Annotated in this window: 15 protein-coding genes; 14 read left to right on the top strand and 1 reads right to left on the bottom strand. The window is 48.3% G+C overall.

What is annotated here, in order from left to right; genetic code table 11:
* Nucleotides 1–3: 3 nt before the first annotated feature.
* The 13 genes from K8R76_12710 to K8R76_12650 all read left to right on the top strand — a co-directional run bounded on the left by K8R76_12710 (nt 4) and on the right by K8R76_12650 (nt 18962).
* The gene (locus K8R76_12710; GenBank protein MCD4849037.1) at nt 4–1329 is read left to right on the top strand and encodes a replication-associated recombination protein A; all 1326 of its coding nucleotides are present in this window, start codon (nt 4–6) and stop codon (nt 1327–1329) included.
* A complete protein-coding gene (locus K8R76_12705) occupies nt 1326–1979 on the top strand; it encodes a protein-L-isoaspartate(D-aspartate) O-methyltransferase (protein ID MCD4849036.1) in 654 nt (217 codons plus the stop codon). Before K8R76_12710 ends, K8R76_12705 begins: the two co-directional genes overlap by 4 nt.
* Before the next feature lie 8 nt (nt 1980–1987).
* Nucleotides 1988–3022, top strand: coding sequence for a hypothetical protein (locus tag K8R76_12700; GenBank protein MCD4849035.1), 1035 nt, complete (start codon nt 1988–1990; stop codon nt 3020–3022).
* 1 nt (nt 3023) lies between these two features.
* Nucleotides 3024–5102: a VacB/RNase II family 3'-5' exoribonuclease gene (locus K8R76_12695; GenBank protein MCD4849034.1), complete on the top strand. Its 2079-nt coding sequence runs from the start codon at nt 3024–3026 to the stop codon at nt 5100–5102.
* Nucleotides 5099–5848, top strand: a complete 750-nt coding sequence (nadE, locus tag K8R76_12690; GenBank protein MCD4849033.1) for an NAD(+) synthase — start codon at nt 5099–5101, stop codon at nt 5846–5848. The genes K8R76_12695 and nadE overlap by 4 nt, the downstream gene beginning before the upstream one ends.
* On the top strand, nt 5841–7328 hold the full coding sequence (gene purH / locus K8R76_12685; GenBank protein ID MCD4849032.1) for a bifunctional phosphoribosylaminoimidazolecarboxamide formyltransferase/IMP cyclohydrolase: 1488 nt from the start codon (nt 5841–5843) through the stop codon (nt 7326–7328). The genes nadE and purH overlap by 8 nt, the downstream gene beginning before the upstream one ends.
* Before the next feature lie 10 nt (nt 7329–7338).
* On the top strand, nt 7339–9483 hold the full coding sequence (locus K8R76_12680) for a lytic transglycosylase domain-containing protein (protein ID MCD4849031.1): 2145 nt from the start codon (nt 7339–7341) through the stop codon (nt 9481–9483).
* The gene (locus tag K8R76_12675; GenBank protein MCD4849030.1) at nt 9480–11675 is read left to right on the top strand and encodes a lytic transglycosylase domain-containing protein; all 2196 of its coding nucleotides are present in this window, start codon (nt 9480–9482) and stop codon (nt 11673–11675) included. Before K8R76_12680 ends, K8R76_12675 begins: the two co-directional genes overlap by 4 nt.
* Complete coding sequence (locus tag K8R76_12670) at nt 11672–12970, top strand: hypothetical protein (protein ID MCD4849029.1); 1299 nt, start codon at nt 11672–11674, stop codon at nt 12968–12970. Before K8R76_12675 ends, K8R76_12670 begins: the two co-directional genes overlap by 4 nt.
* A gap of 131 nt (nt 12971–13101) precedes the next feature.
* Nucleotides 13102–14193: a CNNM domain-containing protein gene (locus K8R76_12665; protein ID MCD4849028.1), complete on the top strand. Its 1092-nt coding sequence runs from the start codon at nt 13102–13104 to the stop codon at nt 14191–14193.
* Nucleotides 14187–15179: a CNNM domain-containing protein gene (locus K8R76_12660; protein MCD4849027.1), complete on the top strand. Its 993-nt coding sequence runs from the start codon at nt 14187–14189 to the stop codon at nt 15177–15179. Before K8R76_12665 ends, K8R76_12660 begins: the two co-directional genes overlap by 7 nt.
* Nucleotides 15076–17142, top strand: a complete 2067-nt coding sequence (locus K8R76_12655; GenBank protein MCD4849026.1) for a HEAT repeat domain-containing protein — start codon at nt 15076–15078, stop codon at nt 17140–17142. The genes K8R76_12660 and K8R76_12655 overlap by 104 nt, the downstream gene beginning before the upstream one ends.
* Nucleotides 17143–17258: 116 nt before the next feature.
* Nucleotides 17259–18962, top strand: a complete 1704-nt coding sequence (locus tag K8R76_12650; GenBank protein MCD4849025.1) for a S8 family serine peptidase — start codon at nt 17259–17261, stop codon at nt 18960–18962.
* A gap of 1 nt (nt 18963) precedes the next feature.
* Here the strand turns inward: K8R76_12650 and K8R76_12645 are convergent, their stop codons facing one another.
* Complete coding sequence (locus K8R76_12645) at nt 18964–19107, bottom strand: hypothetical protein (GenBank protein MCD4849024.1); 144 nt, start codon at nt 19105–19107, stop codon at nt 18964–18966.
* Between the two features lie 135 nt (nt 19108–19242).
* Between K8R76_12645 and K8R76_12640 the strand changes: the two genes are divergently transcribed.
* Nucleotides 19243–20280: S8 family serine peptidase (locus K8R76_12640; GenBank protein ID MCD4849023.1), on the top strand; the 1038-nt coding region annotated here is incomplete at its 3' end.

Genomic DNA, 20280 nt, shown 5'->3' with positions numbered 1-20280 from the left:
GAAATGGACCTTCTTGACAATGTAATCAGTAATGATCTGAAGCCACCACTGGCAGATCTTCTCAGACCATCAACACTTGAGGAGGTCGTCGGACAGGTGCATCTCCTGAATGATGGTGCTCCATTCAGGAAAGCTCTTACAGAGGGAGTGCTTGGTTCCTTCATTCTGTGGGGCCCTCCCGGTTCAGGGAAGACAACTCTTGCTCTTCTGATTTCGAAATACACCGATCAGCATTTCGTTCGATTCAGCGCGGTCACAGGGGGAGTGAAACTGGTGAGGGCCATTGTCGAGGATGCTCGAAGACTGCAGGTTAACGGAACCGGGACAATTCTGTTCGTTGATGAAATACACAGGTTCAATAAGGCGCAGCAGGATGCGTTTCTTCCACATATTGAAAACGGTACAATTACGCTGGCCGGCGCGACCACTGAGAATCCGTCTTTCGAGATCAACGCGCCTCTCCTCAGCAGGTGTTCGGTATATGTTCTTAAAAGACTTCAAGAATCCGAAATACTGTCGATACTGAATAGAGCCGTTTCACACGATTGCTTCCGGGACATGATTCCCTCAGGTATTCAGGATGGCGCGCTTGAGCGGATAGCGGAGATTGCGGATGGTGACGGCAGACGTGCGTTAAATCTGCTGGAACTCCTTACTGGTATGGCTTCCGGAAAACAGATAACCATTGAGCAGGTGAGTGAAGCTGTTTCTTCTTCCCCTCTCTGCTATGACAAATCCGGTGAAGAGCATTACAATCTTATCAGCGCTCTGCATAAATCACTTCGATCGAGTGACGTAGATGCTTCTCTGTACTGGCTGGCAAGGATGATATCTTCCGGTGAGAATCCCCTTTACATTGCCAGGAGGATGATCCGTTTTGCTACTGAAGACGTTGGTATGGCTGATCCCTCTGCTCTTACTGTAGCTATGAGAGCAGCGGATTCATATAGATTTCTTGGATCTCCGGAGGGAGATCTGGCGCTTGCTGAGGCGGCATGCTATCTTGCGCTTGCACCGAAATCGAATTCCGTCTACTCAGCCTGGAAAAAAGCTGTATCTGCTGCACAGAGTGGTGGAAGCCTTCCCGTTCCTCTTCATCTGCGGAATGCTCCCACTGAGTTGATGAAGCAGCTGGATTACGGCAGGGGTTATCAGTATGCCCATTCCCAGTCGAATGGAGTGGTTACACATCGCAATTTCCCTGATGAAATTGAGGAAATCGAGTTCTACAAACCGTCGGAATCCGGAAGAGAATCAGCGATCTCGTTAAAAATGGCTGAATGGAGAAAAATCAGGAACAAGGCAAGAGTGGATGGGGGGAAATCTTGAAGACCGATTATCCCTCATCTCTTCTCCGCATGAAGATGGTCAGTCATGACATCGCGAACGCCGGTGTTTCCAGTCCGGAAATACTTGACGCTTTCAGGAAAGTACCGCGGGAAAAATTCGTATTGCCAGGAACAGAAACCTCTGTCGCATATGGAAATTATCCACTACCCATCGGGTTCGGACAGACTGTATCTCAACCTTTTATTGTAGCTTTCATGCTTGAGATGCTGCGGTGTCCGCCAGGCAGCAGAATACTGGAGATAGGAACAGGATCAGGATATCAGACCGCAATCCTTGCCTGCATGGGGATGGATGTTGTAACTTTGGAGTTGATACCGGAACTCGCTGTGCGAGCCAGAAAAACAGTTCTTGAACTGTATCCTGATTCAGGAATAAGGTTTATCGCCGCTGATGGGTATAATGGCTGGCTACCTGCAGCGCCTTACGATGGAATCATTGTTTCTGCCTCTCCTCCGAAGGTTCCTGAAGAACTCGAGCAGCAGCTGAGTACATCGGGGGGCAGGCTGGTTCTGCCGGCCGGTTCATGGTCTCAGCGACTGCTTTCGATAACCAGGAGTGGAAGTGATCTCTCCATGGAGGAATCACTCCCTGTCAGATTCGTACCTCTTGTCAGGTCATCGCGTCGATAGAAAGGAAAATGATGAAGAACATGCCATGTGAAAAGAAAACAGGAACTGTAACACTGATCGGCAGTGAGGCCGGGAGAATTGCGAATAGTATCGGGGAATCGTTTTCTGTTCCATTCAGGATTATTGAAAATCCGGGGGAGCTGCGTGATCAGAATAACTCAACATTTATCATTATCTGTCCTTTCGATAATTCCGAACTGAATTCACTGTACTCCAGCTTTTCCGATTCAGCTGTTCTCAGAGAGTCTCTCTCAGCAGTCATTGCTCCATTCGCTCTGACCGGATCTTCGATCGAGCCTGAAATTGTACTGAGAGAAAGTGATTTTACCTGCAAACTGCTCTCACAGATGAGCAGCATGATATGTGTATCTTTTGCGAGTTCAATGTTTTCAAATTTCTTTACGTGGGAAAGAACTGGTGCCCTTCTTCCGTTCTTCATCCATAATATGAACAATATGCTTGCCAGGATAATGGGGAACATAGAACTGGCGGAATTCCACTCTGCAAACGTAGTCAAAGTTAAAGAAAAACTTGCAATTGCTCTTGAAGGCGCTGAAGATCTGAGAAATTTTCTTGAAAAACTATCCACTCATTCATCCTTCTATGGAAATCCGGATGATATGTGGATTTCCGGGAATGAGAAAACTGTGCTCGAAATGGGGCATATGTCCAGTGGAACATCTGTTGAGTTTACCTGCACGAAAAGCGGTGATATCCCTGACAGACTTCCGGTAAGGAAATGGATACTGAATTCACTTATAGGAATCCTGTCCGCTGCGGCTACAATCTCTGTGAACGGATGCGGCGCGGTACATATGGAAGTATCACGAATGAGGGATACCGTTAATTTCACAATAAAATGGAACAGGTCATCAAGGGATAATCTCTCAGAGTGGAAACTGCTTTCGACGGCTGATCTTGCTGCGACAGCTGCTGTCCTGGCATCTCATTCCGGTATTTTCTTCAGGCTTGATGAATGGAGTGTTGCTCAGGGAAATATCTATATTGCCGTTCCTCTTAATAATGAGAACCAGGTTCTTTGACATGAATACACAGGATTCAGAAGATCTCAATACAGACCGCAATTCATCAGCTTCAGACGAAGTTCTTGCGCTGTTTCAGAACGAGCCGGCGTTACGGCTGACATTCGGACAGATAGCTTCCAGACTTGATGGGAAGCATCCGGATTTGTCCGGAGCGGTGGAAAACCTTGTTAAAAGTGGATTACTCTACCGCATGGAGGGTAAGAGATATGCGCTTCCGGAGGATCTCGGCGTCTTTCGAGGGGTCATAAGGATACGTCCGAGCGGGAACGGAATTCTTTCGGTTGGAGACGAAAGGATTGAGATTGATTCCAGAAACATCTCCGGTGCGTTGAATGGCGATACGGTCATGGTTCGCAGATTTGAACATCGTACTCATGGAAATGTAAGCAGCGGAAAAGTAGAATCCGTTCTTAAACGTTCCAGAAAAGGTCTGAGTGGTGTTGTCAGGAAAGCCGGCAGAGGCTGGATTATTGATCCGGTTGATCCATCACTTCCAAGAAGGATACCTTTGAAAACAGGATCTGGATCAGACATATCCGAAGGAAGGATAGCATTCGTCCTTCTGGATTACTCAGGAAGGAAACTCAGGGCGTTTGCAGCAGCTGATATAGGGAGTTCGAATTCCCCCTCAGCGCTGATTGATTCTGTTGTGCTTGATCATGCTTTGCCGGAGGAATTCTCAGAGAATGTACTTGATGAGGCTGCTGAACTGGCATCCGAACCATGGTCTATCGATGGAAGGATTGATTTCCGGGACCTGTATACAATTACGATTGATCCTGTAGATGCACGCGATTTCGATGACGCTATTTCTATCCGCTTCGTGGATGGACTTCGGGAACTTCACGTTCATATCGCTGATGTTGCTCTGTACGTTACCGGGAACAGTTCGCTTGATACTGAAGCCAGATTAAGGGGAACCAGTGTATATCTTCCGGACAGGGTAATTCCCATGCTGCCTGAAAGTCTCTCAAATGGCGCATGCAGTCTGAGACCGCTCGAAGACAGACCGACGAGAACGGTTATAATGAAATTTGATGAATCAGGCGAGCGCGTGGATTTCAGCATAGTACCGTCTGTTATAAGATCTGACAGACGAATGACATATGAAGAAGCGTTTGAGTACTTGAATGGCAAAGGTTCCGACCCTGATCTGAAAGATCTCTTCGGGATTCTGGGGGGGCTTTCAGATGATCTTGACAGAGTGAGGGATGCAAGAGGAACTCTGGATCTTGGAAGCAGCGAGTACAGAGTCGAATTTGGAAGTGACGGGTGGCCTTCAGGTTTCAGGCATATTGCATCCGATTCTGCTCACAGGCTGATCGAGAATTTCATGATTGAAGCGAACAGAGCGGTAGCTGATCATTGCATGTGGTCGAATCTTTCCGTGCTGTTCAGAGTACATGATGATCCAGTTGAAAAGTCCGAGGAGCGCCTTGCCGAACAGCTTAATTTGCTGGGAGTGAAACTTCCCGGCGGGAGGATTCACAACACGGCAGTCCTTCGGCGGATCCTTGACGGTCTTCAGGATTCGCCTCTTCGAGACTTGGCTGTTGAGTATATCCTTCGATCTCTTCAGAAGGCTGTTTATTCACCGTCGAACACAGGGCATTTCGGGCTTGCTCTCCGAAGCTATATGCATTTCACAAGTCCCATACGACGTTATCCTGATCTTCTTGTGCATCAGGTCCTTGCAATGCAGGAGGGTGGAATTATCCCAGTTGTCGACGGAGATATCGCTGAACTTGCGTCAGGAGCAAGTAGTTGTGAGCTGAATGCTGAGAGAGCTGAACGGGAAGCTGATGAACTTATGGGGCTTCTTTACCTTTCCCGGAAAACGGGTAATGTGTTTGACGGCGTGGTTACCGGCGTAAAACGGTTCGGTATATTCGTAAGACTTGCGGGTGTTCCCGCCGAGGGACTTGCCCCTGTGAGTGAGATCAAAAGGGCTGGTTTCCCATTCAATGATTTGAGTGGACCTTTTCGGGAAGGTTCGAATGTGAAAGTGGAAGTGATATCTGTTGAACCTCTTGAGCGGAAACTGACACTCAGACCTGTGCAAAGTGGAGAAAAATGAAAGTAATCACTGATTTCACAGGATTATCCGAAGCGATTCAGGAATGGATCTGCAGGACTGTTTTCAGCGCTTCAGCAAGCGGAGTGGTGGTAGGCCTAAGTGGAGGAATTGATTCAGCGGTAGCCGCTGCTTTAGCTTCTTTTGCTCTTGGGCCGGAGAACGTACTCGGGTTGATAATGCCATGCGGAAGCTCACAGGAAGACACGGATGACGGCATTCGAATAGCTGATCATCTTAAGGTTGAATACCGTCTGCTGGACCTTTCTCCGGTTCTGGATTCCTTTATAAAAGCTGGAGAACTCGAGGAAACTTCGGTCATGAATGCGGCTAACATCAAATCCCGTCTGAGAATGGCGATGCTTTACGCTAATTCCACTGATCGACTCGTCCTTGGAACAAGTAATTATTCTGAGATAAAGGTAGGATACTGGACCAAGTGGGGGGACGGAGCAGCCGACCTTCTACCCTTAGGAAGATTATATAAAGAGGAAATAAGGAAGCTAGCCGAATCGCTGGAACTTCCAGGATGGATTATCAGCCGGGTCCCATCTGCCGGATTATGGCCGGGTCAGAGCGATGAAGATGAAATGGGAGTATCTTACTCCGACATTCAGGCATACTTTGAAGGGACCGGTGTATCTGAAGCCGCAGCAGAAAAAATACAACATCTGGTGGGTTTAAGTGAGCACAAGAGGAATCCGATATCATTCTTTGAAGCAAGAAAATGGATGGAGTGTAATGGCTGACAGAAAAAAAACCGCGCTGATAAGTGTCTGGAACAAAAAAGGCCTGGAGAAATTTGCTTCAGGACTCTCCACACTGGGTTGGAGGATATACGCCTCCGGAGGTTCCGCGGATGCGCTCAGAAAATCAGGGATAGAAGTTACGCCCACAGAAGAAATTACAGGAATTGATTCGCTTCTGGGCGGCAGAGTCAAAACTCTTCATCCCGAACTTCATGCTTCGATACTGGCAGCCGGGAATGACCGTCTCCTCAGAGAAAAGGAAGGAAAGCCTCTGTTCGATCTTGTCGCGGTTGACTTCTACCCTTTCAGTATGACCGATGGAATGGAACCCGCTGATCCTGAACTTGTGGAACTCATAGATATCGGCGGCCCGACAATGATTCGTGCTGCCGCCAAGAACTGGCGTCATGTCATCGCAGCAGCAGGAGCAGACGTGTTTCAGGATGTTCTTGAAGCCGTTTCAAACGGTCGGGATGATGATGATTTCAGAAGAGTCATGGCCGCCCGGACGTTCGACATTACGTCCCGATACGATCTTGAGATAGCTGTAAGCCTTGAACGCGGCATTGTGCCTGTTCTGCGTTATGGTGAGAATCCGCATCAGTCTGCATCAGTACATTTTACATGGCCGCGAGAAGGATTCGGCAGAGCTGAGATACTCGGAGGAAAAGCTCTAAGTTATAACAATTATCTTGATGCGACAGCCGCATGGGATCTCGCCTCTGAAATGCCGGGAAATACACATTCCGCGGTATTGATGAAGCATGGAAATCCCTGCGGCGCAGGAACCGGACAGACTCCTCTCGAAGCCTTCACTCATGCATTCAGGGCTGATACGATCTCACCTTACGGTGGAATACTTGCGGTTAACAGTAATATTAACATGGAACTGGTTGCGAAACTTAAAGGTATTTTCCTGGAGATTGTTCTTGCTCCATCATTTGATGATGATGCGCTTGAGAGACTTCAGAAAAGGAAGAAACTTCGAATACTGAGAATGCCTGAGGGACGCGACGAGGGAAAACAGATCAGAAGCATCTGGGGCGGTCTGCTCATCCAGAACGCTGATTCTGTCAACGGTCTGGAGAATGTGAACGTTGTTTCTGAGAGAAAACCCTCAGTAGAGGAACTGCAGGCAATGGACATTCTTTGGATAATATGCAGATCAGTTAAGAGCAATGCGATAGTCATAGGTGACAGCGTGGGAACTCTTGGTGTCGGTGCCGGACAGATGAGCAGGATAGAAAGCCTTGATCTTGCCATTCGAAGAGCTGAACGTGAGGGGCATTCTCTGGATGGAGCAGCGCTGGCTTCTGATGGTCTATTTCCCTTCAGAGATGCTATTGATCGAGCAGGAGAAGCCGGAATAAGCGCAATAGTGCAGCCAGGCGGTTCAATTCGCGATCAGGAAGTCATTGATTCGGTGAACGAGCACGGTATGACCATGGTGTTCACCGGAACAAGGCATTTCAAACACTGACGGGAGTTGCATGAAAATCCTCCTGCTGGTCGCTTCACTGATTTGTGTCTGTTCTGTGTCCGGATACCCACTCGAAACGATTGATTCCCTTGTTCTGACAGGAAGGAACAACCTTGCGGTTTCTGAATTACTTGAACTTCTGAGGGAAAGTGACATCGATAGTGACCAGCTGCTGTTCAGGCTCACCGGGATTTATCATGCCACCGGACGGTTCGATGAATGCATTCTGCTTCTGGACAGTATCGAACGCGCCCGGAGTATTGATCTGTCAGGGTGGAAAATATCCCTTCTTGATCTTTCCTGCAGACAGGAGGAAGCTTTACTGATTGTTTCGGAAAACGATATTCTTCTGCGATTCTGGCTGACCAGGGATTCAGATGAAAGGCCTGTTTCCGGCACACTTCCAGCACCGGAGAATATAGCTGAAAGGGCAATCCGCTCGATGATCTGCCAGGAAGGCCGGATGAACAAGGGACAGATTGACCAGACGGTTGATGATTCACGCATACTTCCCTTCCTTGTTGAGGAGGTGTGCGATGAACTTGAGATCACACTCGAAACTGCAGGTTCCTGGTGGGATGAAGTCGCGTTTGACCTTGCCGCCCTTCATGAGAATGACAGGTTCGAACTCCTCCAGGCAAAAAGGGAAAGATTTCTCTTCTCCGGTACGGTTGAATTGTGGGAGGAAAGACTTGACTGTGGCGGAGAAATATCCGCTATCGCAGCTATGATGCTGATAGGCCTGGATAAGGAAAAATGGTCACAATCCTGGAGAATAACCGATGCTCTCGTGGAGGAAGGTTACATCAGCACAGCTGAAAGCCTTGCTGCTATTTCGAATGATCCGGTTTTTTTTGCAGGTATGACCATGTCCATACTCAGAGAGACATCCCGCTTTACAGATCTGCTGGCCTTCTGTGATTCTATTGCTGATGATTCCCCCGATTCACTTCATGCAAGAGCGGCCCTTTTTCGAGCACGAGCGCTGAGGGCATTGAAGAGACCGGCCAGTGAATATTACAGCAGCTATCACGAATTCGCTGAAGGGTATCCGTGGCATCCAACTGCTTCTGAAGCGGCTTATCTGACAGCGAAGTATTACGATTCTGAGAGGAACTGGCCAGCTGCAGCGAGTGCGTACATGGAGTCCCTTTCAGCCGGGAATTACGGCGGTGCCCTTGCTTACTGGCGCGGCGGATTCTGTCATTACATGTGCGGCAGGGGGAATATCGGAGATTCAATATGGGTTGAAGGTATCCGTGCGTATCCTTTCTCCGCATGGTGCGATGAAATGCTTTTTTGGAGAGCAAGATATGCGAACAGAACAGGTAATACAACTCTGGAGAATGCATTGCTGCTTGAAACTGCGCAGGAACACTCCTGGGAGTTTTATGGACTGCTGGCGTCCGAGAGAACAGGGGGCAGTATAGATAAGATCGAGTATCCACTCCTGGATCTGTCTGACAATCCGGTTACATCGCTTGCAGTAGAGATGATGAAGGATGGATACGGGGCAATGGCCTCATCGATGTTGTACACGACCGAAGCATGTGATATCGGACTCAGAGCCGCTGCTCTTTCCCTTATGGGTGAACATCACGAATGTCTGGCGCTTCTTAGAAGATATGACAGGGAGCTTCGGAGTACCGGAGTCGGTATGCTGCCTGATACTCTGCTGTGTTTCTATTACCCGGCTCCTTACCGGCAACTGACTGAGAGTACTGTATCCAGCATGAATATCGATCCATTCATTGTAACCGGACTAATGCGTCAGGAAAGCTATTTCAACAGACTGGCCAGATCCTGGATTGGAGCAAAAGGTTTGATACAGCTGATGCCGGGAACAGCGGGTGATATCGCCAGATGGTATGGTCTTCCCGTTCTGTCCGGGAATGATTTCTATATACCGGAAAACTCCATACTGTACGGTTCTCTTTATCTGGCGAGGCAGAATTCAGCTTTTAATGGATCATCAGTTCTTGCGCTTGCAGCCTACAATGCGGGACCGGGGAACGCTGCAAAATGGATGGAAGCGTTTCCCCTTGATTCATCCGATCCCGAATTGTTTATTGAACAGATACCTTTTACTGAAACAAGAGGATACGTGAAACATGTGCTTGCAAACGCATGGCTGTACTCGGAGATACTGAATTGAAATACCTGATGTTTATTCTGATGATATTATTGCCGCTCTCCTGTCAACATGTATACGAGGAGGAACTGCCGCCGCCGCAGACAGAAGAGGAAATACGGCCCGTGGTATTCAAGGAAGTTGACTCTCTGTATCTGGCAGGAGGGTTCGTCCAGGTTCGTGATTCACTGCTTTCCATTCTCAGAACAGATTCCTCTCTTCTGGACGAAACCCTTTTCAGGATGCTGGGACTCTACCACGGAAGAGCCATGGAGTGCGATTACATTGATCTCCTGGAAAGCCTTGAATCCGAAGGTTACGGTAATCTATACGGCTGGAAGGTATCAGCGCTGGATCTTGCCGGACTGCCAGCAGAAGCTCTGATATATCTGCCGCCTGATGATCCCCTGCTTGAAGCATGGCTTATATGCGAAATCGATTCTCTGCATGAAGATTGTATTCTTCCCATTCCCGGCGGACAGGGAGAAATATTCTCAATGGCAATGACTGCTGCTCCTGGATCGATGTCTCCATTCGAAATTCAAATGGCTGCTTCAGTCGCTGATCTTTTCCCCTCGGTCAAGTCTGTTGTTCTGAGGGAACTCGAGGTTTCCAGTGATACTGCTGGAGCCTGGTGGGATGAGGTTCTGTATACAGTTAACAACGAGACGGTAACTGCTGAGCCGCTTTTACTTTCAAGATTGGCGTTTGAGGGTTGCGAGTCATTTGAATACTGGTCTGATATTCAGCGTACCGGAGGAGAGGCGTGCGTAATCGCGACTAACGAAATTCTGGAGCGGTTTGCCGGGAATTATGTTCCATCCTGGCAAATAGTTGACTGCCTTATAGCTCAGGGTGAAGCTGAACTTGCGCTTGCATATGCTGAAAACGGTGACTTCTTTTATAGAGCAGGAGCGGAAATGGCTCTTCTGCTTGATGAACATAGATATGATGATCTGATCGGACTCTGTGATTCCTTCAGCGAGGGTGTGCCGGATTCACTGAAAGCAAGAGCTGCACTGTTCAGAGCGCATGCTCTGAAAGCCGTCGGCAGAGGGGGCAGTGTCTGCTTTCCGGAATATCTCATCTTCGCTTCTGAATATCCCTGGCATCCGGAAGCCAGAGAAGCCGCCTACAATGCAGGCAAATATTTCGATTGTGAACAGGAATGGGCTGATGCAGCTGAAGCCTATCTGATATCACTGAAAACATCCGGTTCATGGGATGGTGATGAGAGGGCGCACTGGCGGGGTGGTTTTTCATTGTACATGTCCGGAAGAACTGCTCAAGCCGATTCCCTGTGGGAGGCTGGATGCGCACGATGGACATCCGGTTACTGGAGAGATGAAATGCTCTTCTGGAGAGCTCGTCTTGCGGGCGAATCAGGTCTTACTCACCTGCAGGATTCTCTCCTCTACCTGGTTGCTCAACAGCACCTCTGGGAATTCTACGGAATGCTTGCCGCGAGAAGACTTGGAATTACTGCATCAGAAGAATTTCCTGCTCCTGAGATAAGGCTACTGGAGGATACTGCGTGTTCCCTTGCTGTCGAACTCACATCGGAAGGCTATGGGGTAGCAGCAGTGGAAATGCTGGAAGGAGGATCAGCGGGTTCACCTGAGAGGAGGGCAATCGCGCTTTCGCTCATGGGCAGGCACGGAAGTGCATTGAATATGCTTCGAGTGCTTGATGTGGGGTTCCGGGAATCGGCTCATTCAATACTGCCGGATTCACTGCTGTGCTTCTATTTCCCCTCTCCGTATAAGGATCTTGCTCAGATGTCTACGGATACACTTGTCCTTGAAGCCAGTATGCTGCAGGGTATTATGAGAGAAGAGAGCTACTTTAACAGATTGGTAATCTCCAGAGCGGGAGCGCGTGGAGTCATACAGCTCATGCCTGGAACTGCATATGATGTCTCCAGATGGTACGGTCTGCCGCGACTTGAGGAGGATGAGTTCTTTGATCCTGTTATTTCCGTTCCGTACGGAGCGTTGTACATTGACAGGCAGCGAAGCAGATTCAACAATGATATTCCTCTTTTCCTTGCCGCATACAATGCTGGTCCTGAGAATTCCGCAAGATGGGTTAACATGCACGGATGGAACCCTGGAGACCCTGAACTCTATATTGAGCAGATAACGTATAGGGAGACCCGAATGTATGTAAAGAAAGTATTGAGATCCGCCTGGATTTACGAAAGGCTTGAAAAATGACTGCTCTTATTATGTTATTCCTGCTGAATTACTTCGTTGATCCTGCTGTTCCTACGACTCTTGTTTATCCTCCATTTGGTCACTGCATGGGCATATACAGGGCAGGAACGGCACAGCTTGCGATTCTGCTTGGAGGTCTCGTCAGATTTGATGATCCACAGGGACTCGCATGTGTGAAACTCGAAGACTGGGATGATCCGGGGACTTCGGACGATGATGAGCTGGCAGTATACGGGGTGAATTCCGGGACCGGACATATCATCTATAATGCCGATATGTACACACTTGGTCTGTATGGTGGTACAGGTTCGGATGAAGACGAACTTCGAAAGCCTCACGGGATAGCTGCGGACCCATCAGGCATGGTTCTGGTGGCTGACACAGGTAACCAACGGGTGATGATACTTCGGAGGAATGGATCCAGACTGATTCCCGACGGACACATCCCCGGTTCCTTCACCGAACCCTGGGATGTTGCGATTGACGGCAGTGGAAGGATTTACATAACTGATCGTGCAGGAAATGCGCTGTCCATCTATTCTTCTGTTGCGGATTCACTTCCCGCTGTGATTGAACTCAGCACTCCTGGTGGTGTCTGCGCTGTAGGAATGGAAACCTGGTTCCATAACGATGAAAACAGCATTGTCGCAGTAACAGATGAGGGCTCAACACTCGTAAAAATCGAGAATGGTATAATTGTTGAATCAGCTGATATTGATGATTGCAGGGGAGGGGTTTTCAATTATCCCGCCTTTGATTTCTGGGGGAACGTCTGGGTTACAGATAGCCTCTACAGTACGATTCACAAGTTTACTCCTGACCTTGAGTACCTTGTCAGTTTTGGTTCCGAGGGGCACGGTGACAGGGAATTCACAAATCCAACAGGTCTGGCCATATGGAAGCGTTTTGGCCAGATGTTCGTTGCCGAGAGAGAGGGTGCAAGGTATTTCTGGATAGGCGCTGATCTGATTGACCTTACAATAGAATCAACCGGAAGAGGTTTGCAGCTGAACGGAATTCTCACGGAGAAAGCCATTCTGGACGCGATTATCACCAGCTCTGATGGTTCACAGATACGTCGTATTTTCGAAGGCAGGCATGCCGCCGGACAACTCCATCTCCAGTGGGATGGCTGCAACTCGAGAGGAATACCTGTTGAGGGCGGGGAATTCAGTCTGGAGCTTGTTCTGCAGCCTACCTATTCAAGCAAGGGTTATTTCAGCAAGACAGTTCTTGAAGATTTCATGCTGGATTCTCTTCCGGAAGCAGCAACAGGGAGGGGGAGAGGCACCTGAGATACGCTTTTCTTGTAATACTCCTTATTCTATCCGCATTTTTCAGCGGGACCGAGACAGCCTGTTTCAGTCTTGACAGGCTCCAGAAAAGAAGACTTCGAAAAACCGAATCGGGCAGAAGAGTGATACATATGCTCTCCACCCCGGAGAAACTTCTATCCTCTTTACTTTTCGGAAACACAGTTGTGAATGTCATTGCATCAGCGCTTGCCGTATCCATTGTCGCTGACCTTTTTCCGAATAATACAGGTCTGAGTCTGGCGCTGTCCGTTACTCTGATGACTTTTCTTCTGCTTGTATTTGGTGAAATATCGCCCAAAACACTTGCTGTCTCACATGCGGGGAAATGGGCTTCAAGAAGTTCTGCGGTAATGCTTGCCTATCTTAAATTATGCGCTCCTGTTGCTTCAACTCTTTCGCGAATGTCGAAATACATATCACACCTGGCAGGAATAGGGCATCACGGAGAAACTCTTTCACATGAGGAGATCATAGCGCTTGTTGAACTGGGGCAATCAGAGGGATTGCTCGGTCGGGAAGCGGGTGCTACACTGAATCTTCTGACACTCGAGGAATCTCAGTGTACTCATGTAATGAAACCGCGATCGGATGTAGCTGTTCTTCGAACAGGATGGACCCGCTGCAGGTTCACTGAAATCATGGAGAGTACCGGATACACAAGGTATCCTGTACTGGATGGTCAGATTGAAAAGGTACTTGGTTATATTGATTCAAGAGAGTATCTGCTGTCAGATAAAGAAGCCCCCCTTACACTGTACCCTCTGCCATCCTTTCCTGAAAATGCCCGGCTTGAAACAGTTCTGAGGGGTTTGAGGGATTCCGACGAGGAAGCGGGTATCGTTTTTGATGAGTACGGCGACTGGACAGGTTTTATTACAACACGTGATATCATTGACAGTATATTGCTCAGTCCTGCTAAAGAAAGAGGATTCCTTCCGGATGGAGTTACGGTTAAAGACGGGTGGATGGAAATTCCCGCATCTATGAAACTGATCACTTTTTCTGAACTCGTGCGAAATGACATACGTGCAGAACGGGCTGAAACTTGCGCCGGGTTGCTTATGGAGGTTACCGGAAGAATTCCTGAGGCGGGAGAGGAGATATCTGCGTCGGGCTATCTGTTCAGAATCGTATCAAAGAACGGTCCAAGACTTGAGCGCCTGGAAGTCAGGTCTGATAGCAGCAGGAGTACTCAATGTTGATGATTATTCTGTTTCTGGCTGCTCTTGTACTTAACGCCTTTTGCAGCGGAAGTGAGACAGCGTTCTCAGCAGCAAGCAGAATAAGAGCCTACAGCCGCATGAGAGAGGGCAAGAAGTGGGCAGGATTAACTCTTTCCTTCATAGAACATCCCCGGAAATATCTTACTACGACTCTGGTTGGTACGAACGTGGGGATGGTTCTGGCGTCTGCTATTACTTCAAGGGTTACCGGGAATACCGGTATTTCATGGCTCGAGCCTCTCTCAGTTGCTGTACTGGTTTTCTTTATTCTGATTTTCACGGAAATGATACCGAAACAGATGATGCTGATATCGAAAGAGCGAGTGGTCTTCAGACTCTCATTTCCACTTTTTATGCTCCGGTTGATTCTTTTCCCTGTTATTCTTATCGCCGATTTTCTTTCAACTCTGATTGTCGGAAGAAGGATTGATTCCCGCCTTTTCGAAAGCAAGAGTGAGATTCTTGGTCTTCTTACCGATTCATCCTCTGAAGCCGGACCAATTGCCGAGAGAGTTCTCAGAATGAACGACACCATTATAGGTAATGTGATGAGAACCCTCAATAGAGTACCTTACACCTGTACAGGAGCTTCCCGGAGAGATATCCTGGAGAAACTCATTGATATCGGGTATCCATTTGTACTGGTTCGGGAGAAGGATGGCGAGACTATCCGCGGTTATGCCGATAGAGCTTCGATAATAGGATCCGGGGAAACACTTGACGATACGGGTATTAAAGGATTACCATATTTTGAACTTAGCGATGATCTGATAAGCGTGATCACAGGGCTTGGGAAAGCAGCTGCTCCAGCCGGAATAGTGCTTGGAAATACCGGTCAGCCTGTTGGAATTGCCATTCTAGATGATATCGTTGATTCGCTGCTGGGCAAAGAAGTACGATCCACTTCGGAAACAGAAATCGCCCGGAGAATTGAATGGATTGATGGAAAAGCAGTCGCAAGGTAAATTTCTCTGGATTGGTGATGATGATCCGCCGTTTAAGGGAGCAGTGATTGATGACCAAACTGATAATCAACAGTTTTCCGCTGTTCTGGTTTCAGGCAGATACAATCCTTCTGAAGCTGCGGATCATATAAAGAAGCTGTACGGTGATGACATTCCCTGGTTTGTGTTCACGCCCGGAGATGACGCTCAATCATGGTTTGATGCCGGAGCTACCGGATTCATACCGACTGATACACCTCCTGATGTAATAGTCGCGATGCTTGAAAATTACTCCCGTCTGCTGGAGGCCGCAAGTACACGGAATCCCCTCTCCGGTCTTCCCGGAAACAGGACGATAGCCGCAAGGATAAGATCAGATGTTATTGATAGGTCATCGATGGCGGCATACCTTGATATTTCCGGATTCAAACCGTTCAATGATTACTATGGCTTTACAAGAGGTGACGCTGTACTCCGATCACTTGCCGGTATTCTGACTGATAATCTCTCGGGCTACTTTACGGGACACATCGGCGGCGATGATTTTATCTGTATAGGAGAAGGTGAAAACTTCGTCATTTCTGTCCGTCGTGCTGTGAAAATATTCAACAGCAGAGCGGGTGGGTTCTATAACGGGAAGGATCACGCTGCGGGAGGTATCGAGACTCTGGACAGGTCAGGACAGTTCAGGTTCTATCCTGTAATGGATCTGACATTATCTCTGGTTTCCGGCAAAGGCTGCAGTACAGTGGAGGAACTCACTTTCAAGGCTGGTCTTGAGAAGAAAAGGGTAAAGGGGGAAATACCGCCTGGAACTGTAGCCGGTATTCTCAGGAATTCTAATGACATACCGGACTATTCCGATTTCAGGACATGGATCGGAAATTGCGCTCCGGATATAGTCCAGATAAAAGCACTCCTTGAGTCTGCCGGTATTCTGGGTGACAGGAAGATGACAGGTTGTCTGATAGAGATACTCCAGGAAGAACCGGATCATCATTTAAGAAAAAGCGCTGCAAGGGCACTCGGAAATGTTGCCGGACCGGATTCCGCGAAAGCTCTTAAGGATGCGCTGAATGACAGAAGCGCACATGTGAGAACCGCTTCGGCTACTGCTCTTCCATTTGTTCTTGGCAGAGAAGCCGGTGAAATCCTGCAAAGTGTCCTTTATGATAAAAGCACATGGGTACGAAGGGCTGCTTTAAGAGGTCTTGGAATTAGCGGATGGCAGGATGCTGCCGATATTCTTGATCGTGAACTAAGAAAACCGAATAAGGGCGGATACTGGCTGAATCATCAGCAGGAACTCGTGTCGACGCTTGAGGGTATCACTTTTCTCGGTGATCAGAATCTGATAGATGCTGTAATCTCTATTCTAAGGAAGAACCCCGGCGTCAGTAAGGACGCGATCTGGCGCACAATGCTGTCTCTGGGAGGTGAAAAATGCGTTGAAGAAATGCTCAAAGCCGCTGAGAGCGGCAGGCATCGCGAATTTCTTCCATTCCTTGATTGTTTTGATGTTCACTGTGTTTCCCGTCTGACTCTTGAGAAACTTGAAAGAGTCCTGACAGAACTTGATCTGAAAAAGAAAAACGATCGCATTTCTGTCCTGAGATTTATCATGAGAATTCCCGGCAGGGCCATTCATGATATTTCGGAATGGCTGCTTGGACTGACTGACACTCTGGTTGATCCTGATGAATTCGAGATACTTCTTGAGACCATGACAGCAAGGGAAGTGCTTCCGCGAGGGTATGATCTGGCAAGAATCGTTAACAGAGCGAAGCAGGGAAGACTGGAACTCACAACAAAGGGAATCGTATCGATGCTGAGATGGGCATCAACCGGAAAGTACACTCTTTCACGAACCTATCTTGAACGACTTCTCCGGCACGATTCAAGAGAAATCAGAACCGCAGCAGCAAGAACAGTTGTTCAGCTTGCCTGCAAGAGAAGAGACGATTTTATCGCAGATACAGAATAATCATCAGCTTGAATCATAACGGAAATAGATTCAATAACGCAGATGTATTGCATTATGTAATGCTATTGATTATTCTTCCAAAATCTATATGAATTCAAACAGAGAGAGGAGTGTTTATGAAATATCTTTTTATCCTATTTTGCTTAACAGCTCTTGCATTTGCCGGAACCATCCATCCCGATCTTCAGAACCTGATGGATTCCTCCAGTAACATTGAGCTTATTCCCGTATTCATTCTGGCTCATGGTGAGCTTGATGCCGGATGGATCGATGCAGCAACGGTGGATATGACCCGCTCGGAGAGACAGGAGTTCGTCGTTGATGCCCTGAAGATGATTGCCGAGACATCTCAGGACGGAATTATTGAGGATCTGGAAATTTACTCATCGGACTGTGTTAGAAATATCGTATCGCTGTGGCTGTCCAACGCTGTCTACTGCGAAGCCACCCCATCAGTTATCCTTCAGATATCTCTTCGAGCCGATGTTTCTCTTATAGAAATGGCTGCGCATGAAGACGCGGGGCTTATCGAACCTGTCGATGTTCATCCCTCAACTCACGAGGAACTTGACAAGGCGATAACCTGGAGCGTCACCCAGATCAACGCTGATGATGTCTGGGCACTCGGATACAATGGTACAGGTGTTATTGTCGGTGTGATAGATACAGGCGTAGATTACAATCACCCCGATCTTCACAACAACATGTGGCATGACACAGGTGCAGGTTATCACTACGGATGGGATTTCTATGATGGAGATAACGATCCGATGGATACCTACGGTCATGGGACACACTGTTCAGGATCGGTTTGTGGTGATGGCACGCAGGGTACTGAAACCGGAGTTGCTCCAGGAGCCACTCTCATGGCTATTCGTATTAATTATTACTATGGCGGAGAATCTACATGGATTCAGGGTATGGAATTCGGGGCTGATAACGGCGCTTCGGTTCTTTCAATGTCACTCGGTTCAACACATGGGAATACCGCTCTCCGCACAGCCAATGAAAATCTGCTAACTGCGGGTGTCTTCCACAGTGTAGCAGCTGCTAACAGCGGGCCAGGTGCGGGAACCATTCTTTCCCCTGGTGACTCTCCACCACCCTGGTTCCATCCTGATCAGACTTACCATGGAGGTCAGAGCGCTGTTGTCACTGCCGGAGCGACAAACAGCAGTGATGTAATCGCATCCTTCTCAAGTCGGGGCCCGGTGACCTGGTGGACTGATTACACCGGTTCAACGCCCCTGATCGATCCCGACATCTGCGCCCCCGGTGTGAATGTTGTGAGTACTCAGTGGACAGGCGGCTATACAACCATGAGCGGTACTTCGATGGCTACTCCTCACATCGCTGGTGTGGCAGCCCTTATGCTTGACGCGAATGATAATCTTTCTGTCGCGCAGATAGACAGTCTCATGGAGGTTACAGCGCTTGAACTCGGCGCTGGCGGTAAGGACAATACCTATGGAGCCGGTCGAGTTGACGCATATCAGGCCGTTCAGGCCGCACTCTGGGTCGGCGTTGCAGATACAGGTGAAGCCGGCCAGCCGGCAGATCTTATATTAAGTCCGGTCAGCCCCAATCCTGTAAACGGCTTTGCGACATTTGAGATTTGTACTTCCAGAGCGGGTACTTCTGATATCAGCGTGTTCGATATCTCAGGACGAAGAGTCGCCAGCATCAGCTCAAGCGAAGTATCCAGTGGAACACATGCATACAACTGGATGGTTCCATCCGGAATAGGCAACGGCGTATACTTTGTTCGTGCCAGTGTTGACGGCAGAACAGTGTCATCAAGAATGACAATTATCAGGTAAATCACAGTTCGACATCAGAAAGAGGGTACTCGAAAGGGTACCCTCTTTTCAGTGTGCGCCGGGCATGGCGCGCAGCGCCAATTCCGGCTTCTGGTGTTTTGATGAGACCATCATTCACTCCTGCCTGATTGAGGAGTATTAACATGTTTTGTCTTTATCTTTTTATTGACAATCTCCTCACTCTAAGAATATTTAACTTAGCACAGATGCATTGCGTAGTGTAAGGCTACTGATTATTCTTACAATATCCATATGAATTCAAACAGAGAGAGGAGTGTTTGTGAAATATCTTTTTATCCTATTTTGCTTAACAGCTCTTGCATTTGCCGGAACCATCCATCCCGATCTTCAGAACCTGATGGATTCCTCCAGTAACATTGAGCTTATTCCCGTATTCATTCTGGCTCATGGTGAGCTTGATGCCGGATGGATCGATGCAGCAACGGTGGATATGACCCGCTCGGAGAGACAGGAGTTCGTCGTTGATGCCCTGAAGATGATTGCCGAGACATCTCAGGACGGAATTATTGAGGATCTGGAAATTTACTCATCGGACTGTGTTAGAAATATCGTATCGCTGTGGCTGTCCAACGCTGTCTACTGCGAAGCCACCCCATCAGTTATCCTTCAGATATCTCTTCGAGCCGATGTTTCTCTTATAGAAATGGCTGCGCATGAAGACGCGGGGCTTATCGAACCTGTCGATGTTCATCCCTCAACTCACGAGGAACTTGACAAGGCGATAACCTGGAGCGTCACCCAGATCAACGCTGATGATGTCTGGGCACTCGGATACAATGGTACAGGTGTTATTGTCGGTGTGATAGATACAGGCGTAGATTACAATCACCCCGATCTTCACAACAACATGTGGCATGACACAGGTGCAGGTTATCACTACGGATGGGATTTCTTCGATGGAGATGACGATCCAATGGATGCTCACGGTCATGGGACACACTGTTCAGGATCGGTTTGTGGTGATGGCGAGCAGGGTACTGAAACCGGAGTTGCTCCAGGAGCTACTCTCATGGGGCTTCGCATCGATTACACGGGTGGCTCATCATATCTTACATGGATAGAAGCCATGGAATTCGGAACTGATAACGGCGCTTCGGTTCTTTCGATGTCACTCGGTAGAGCACATGGGAATACCACTCTCCGCACAGCTGAGGAAAATCTCCTTACTGCGGGTGTCTTCCACAGTGTAGCAGCAGGTAACAACGGACCCGGTGCCGGTACTATTCTGTCCAGCGGTGACAGTCCACCACCCTGGTTCCATCCTGATCAGACTTACCATGGAGGTCAGAGCGCTGTT

This window comes from Candidatus Aegiribacteria sp., from assembly GCA_021108435.1.
Classification (GTDB): Bacteria; Fermentibacterota; Fermentibacteria; order Fermentibacterales; family JCC-6; genus Aegiribacteria.
This window is presented reverse-complemented; position numbering and strand designations above follow the sequence as displayed.

Excerpts from the sequence above, each read along its gene's own strand:
- K8R76_12710 (MCD4849037.1), top strand. The coding sequence starts at position 4 with ATGGACCTTCTTGACAATGTAATCAGTAATGATCTGAAGCCACCACTG.
- K8R76_12700 (MCD4849035.1), top strand. The coding sequence starts at position 1,988 with ATGATGAAGAACATGCCATGTGAAAAGAAAACAGGAACTGTAACACTG.
- K8R76_12695 (MCD4849034.1), top strand. The coding sequence starts at position 3,024 with ATGAATACACAGGATTCAGAAGATCTCAATACAGACCGCAATTCATCA.
- nadE (MCD4849033.1), top strand. The coding sequence starts at position 5,099 with ATGAAAGTAATCACTGATTTCACAGGATTATCCGAAGCGATTCAGGAA.
- purH (MCD4849032.1), top strand. The coding sequence starts at position 5,841 with ATGGCTGACAGAAAAAAAACCGCGCTGATAAGTGTCTGGAACAAAAAA.
- K8R76_12680 (MCD4849031.1), top strand. The coding sequence starts at position 7,339 with ATGAAAATCCTCCTGCTGGTCGCTTCACTGATTTGTGTCTGTTCTGTG.
- K8R76_12670 (MCD4849029.1), top strand. The coding sequence starts at position 11,672 with ATGACTGCTCTTATTATGTTATTCCTGCTGAATTACTTCGTTGATCCT.
- K8R76_12665 (MCD4849028.1), top strand. The coding sequence starts at position 13,102 with ATGCTCTCCACCCCGGAGAAACTTCTATCCTCTTTACTTTTCGGAAAC.
- K8R76_12660 (MCD4849027.1), top strand. The coding sequence starts at position 14,187 with ATGTTGATGATTATTCTGTTTCTGGCTGCTCTTGTACTTAACGCCTTT.
- K8R76_12655 (MCD4849026.1), top strand. The coding sequence starts at position 15,076 with ATGATATCGTTGATTCGCTGCTGGGCAAAGAAGTACGATCCACTTCGG.
- K8R76_12650 (MCD4849025.1), top strand. The coding sequence starts at position 17,259 with ATGAAATATCTTTTTATCCTATTTTGCTTAACAGCTCTTGCATTTGCC.
- K8R76_12645 (MCD4849024.1), bottom strand. The coding sequence starts at position 19,107 with ATGTTAATACTCCTCAATCAGGCAGGAGTGAATGATGGTCTCATCAAA.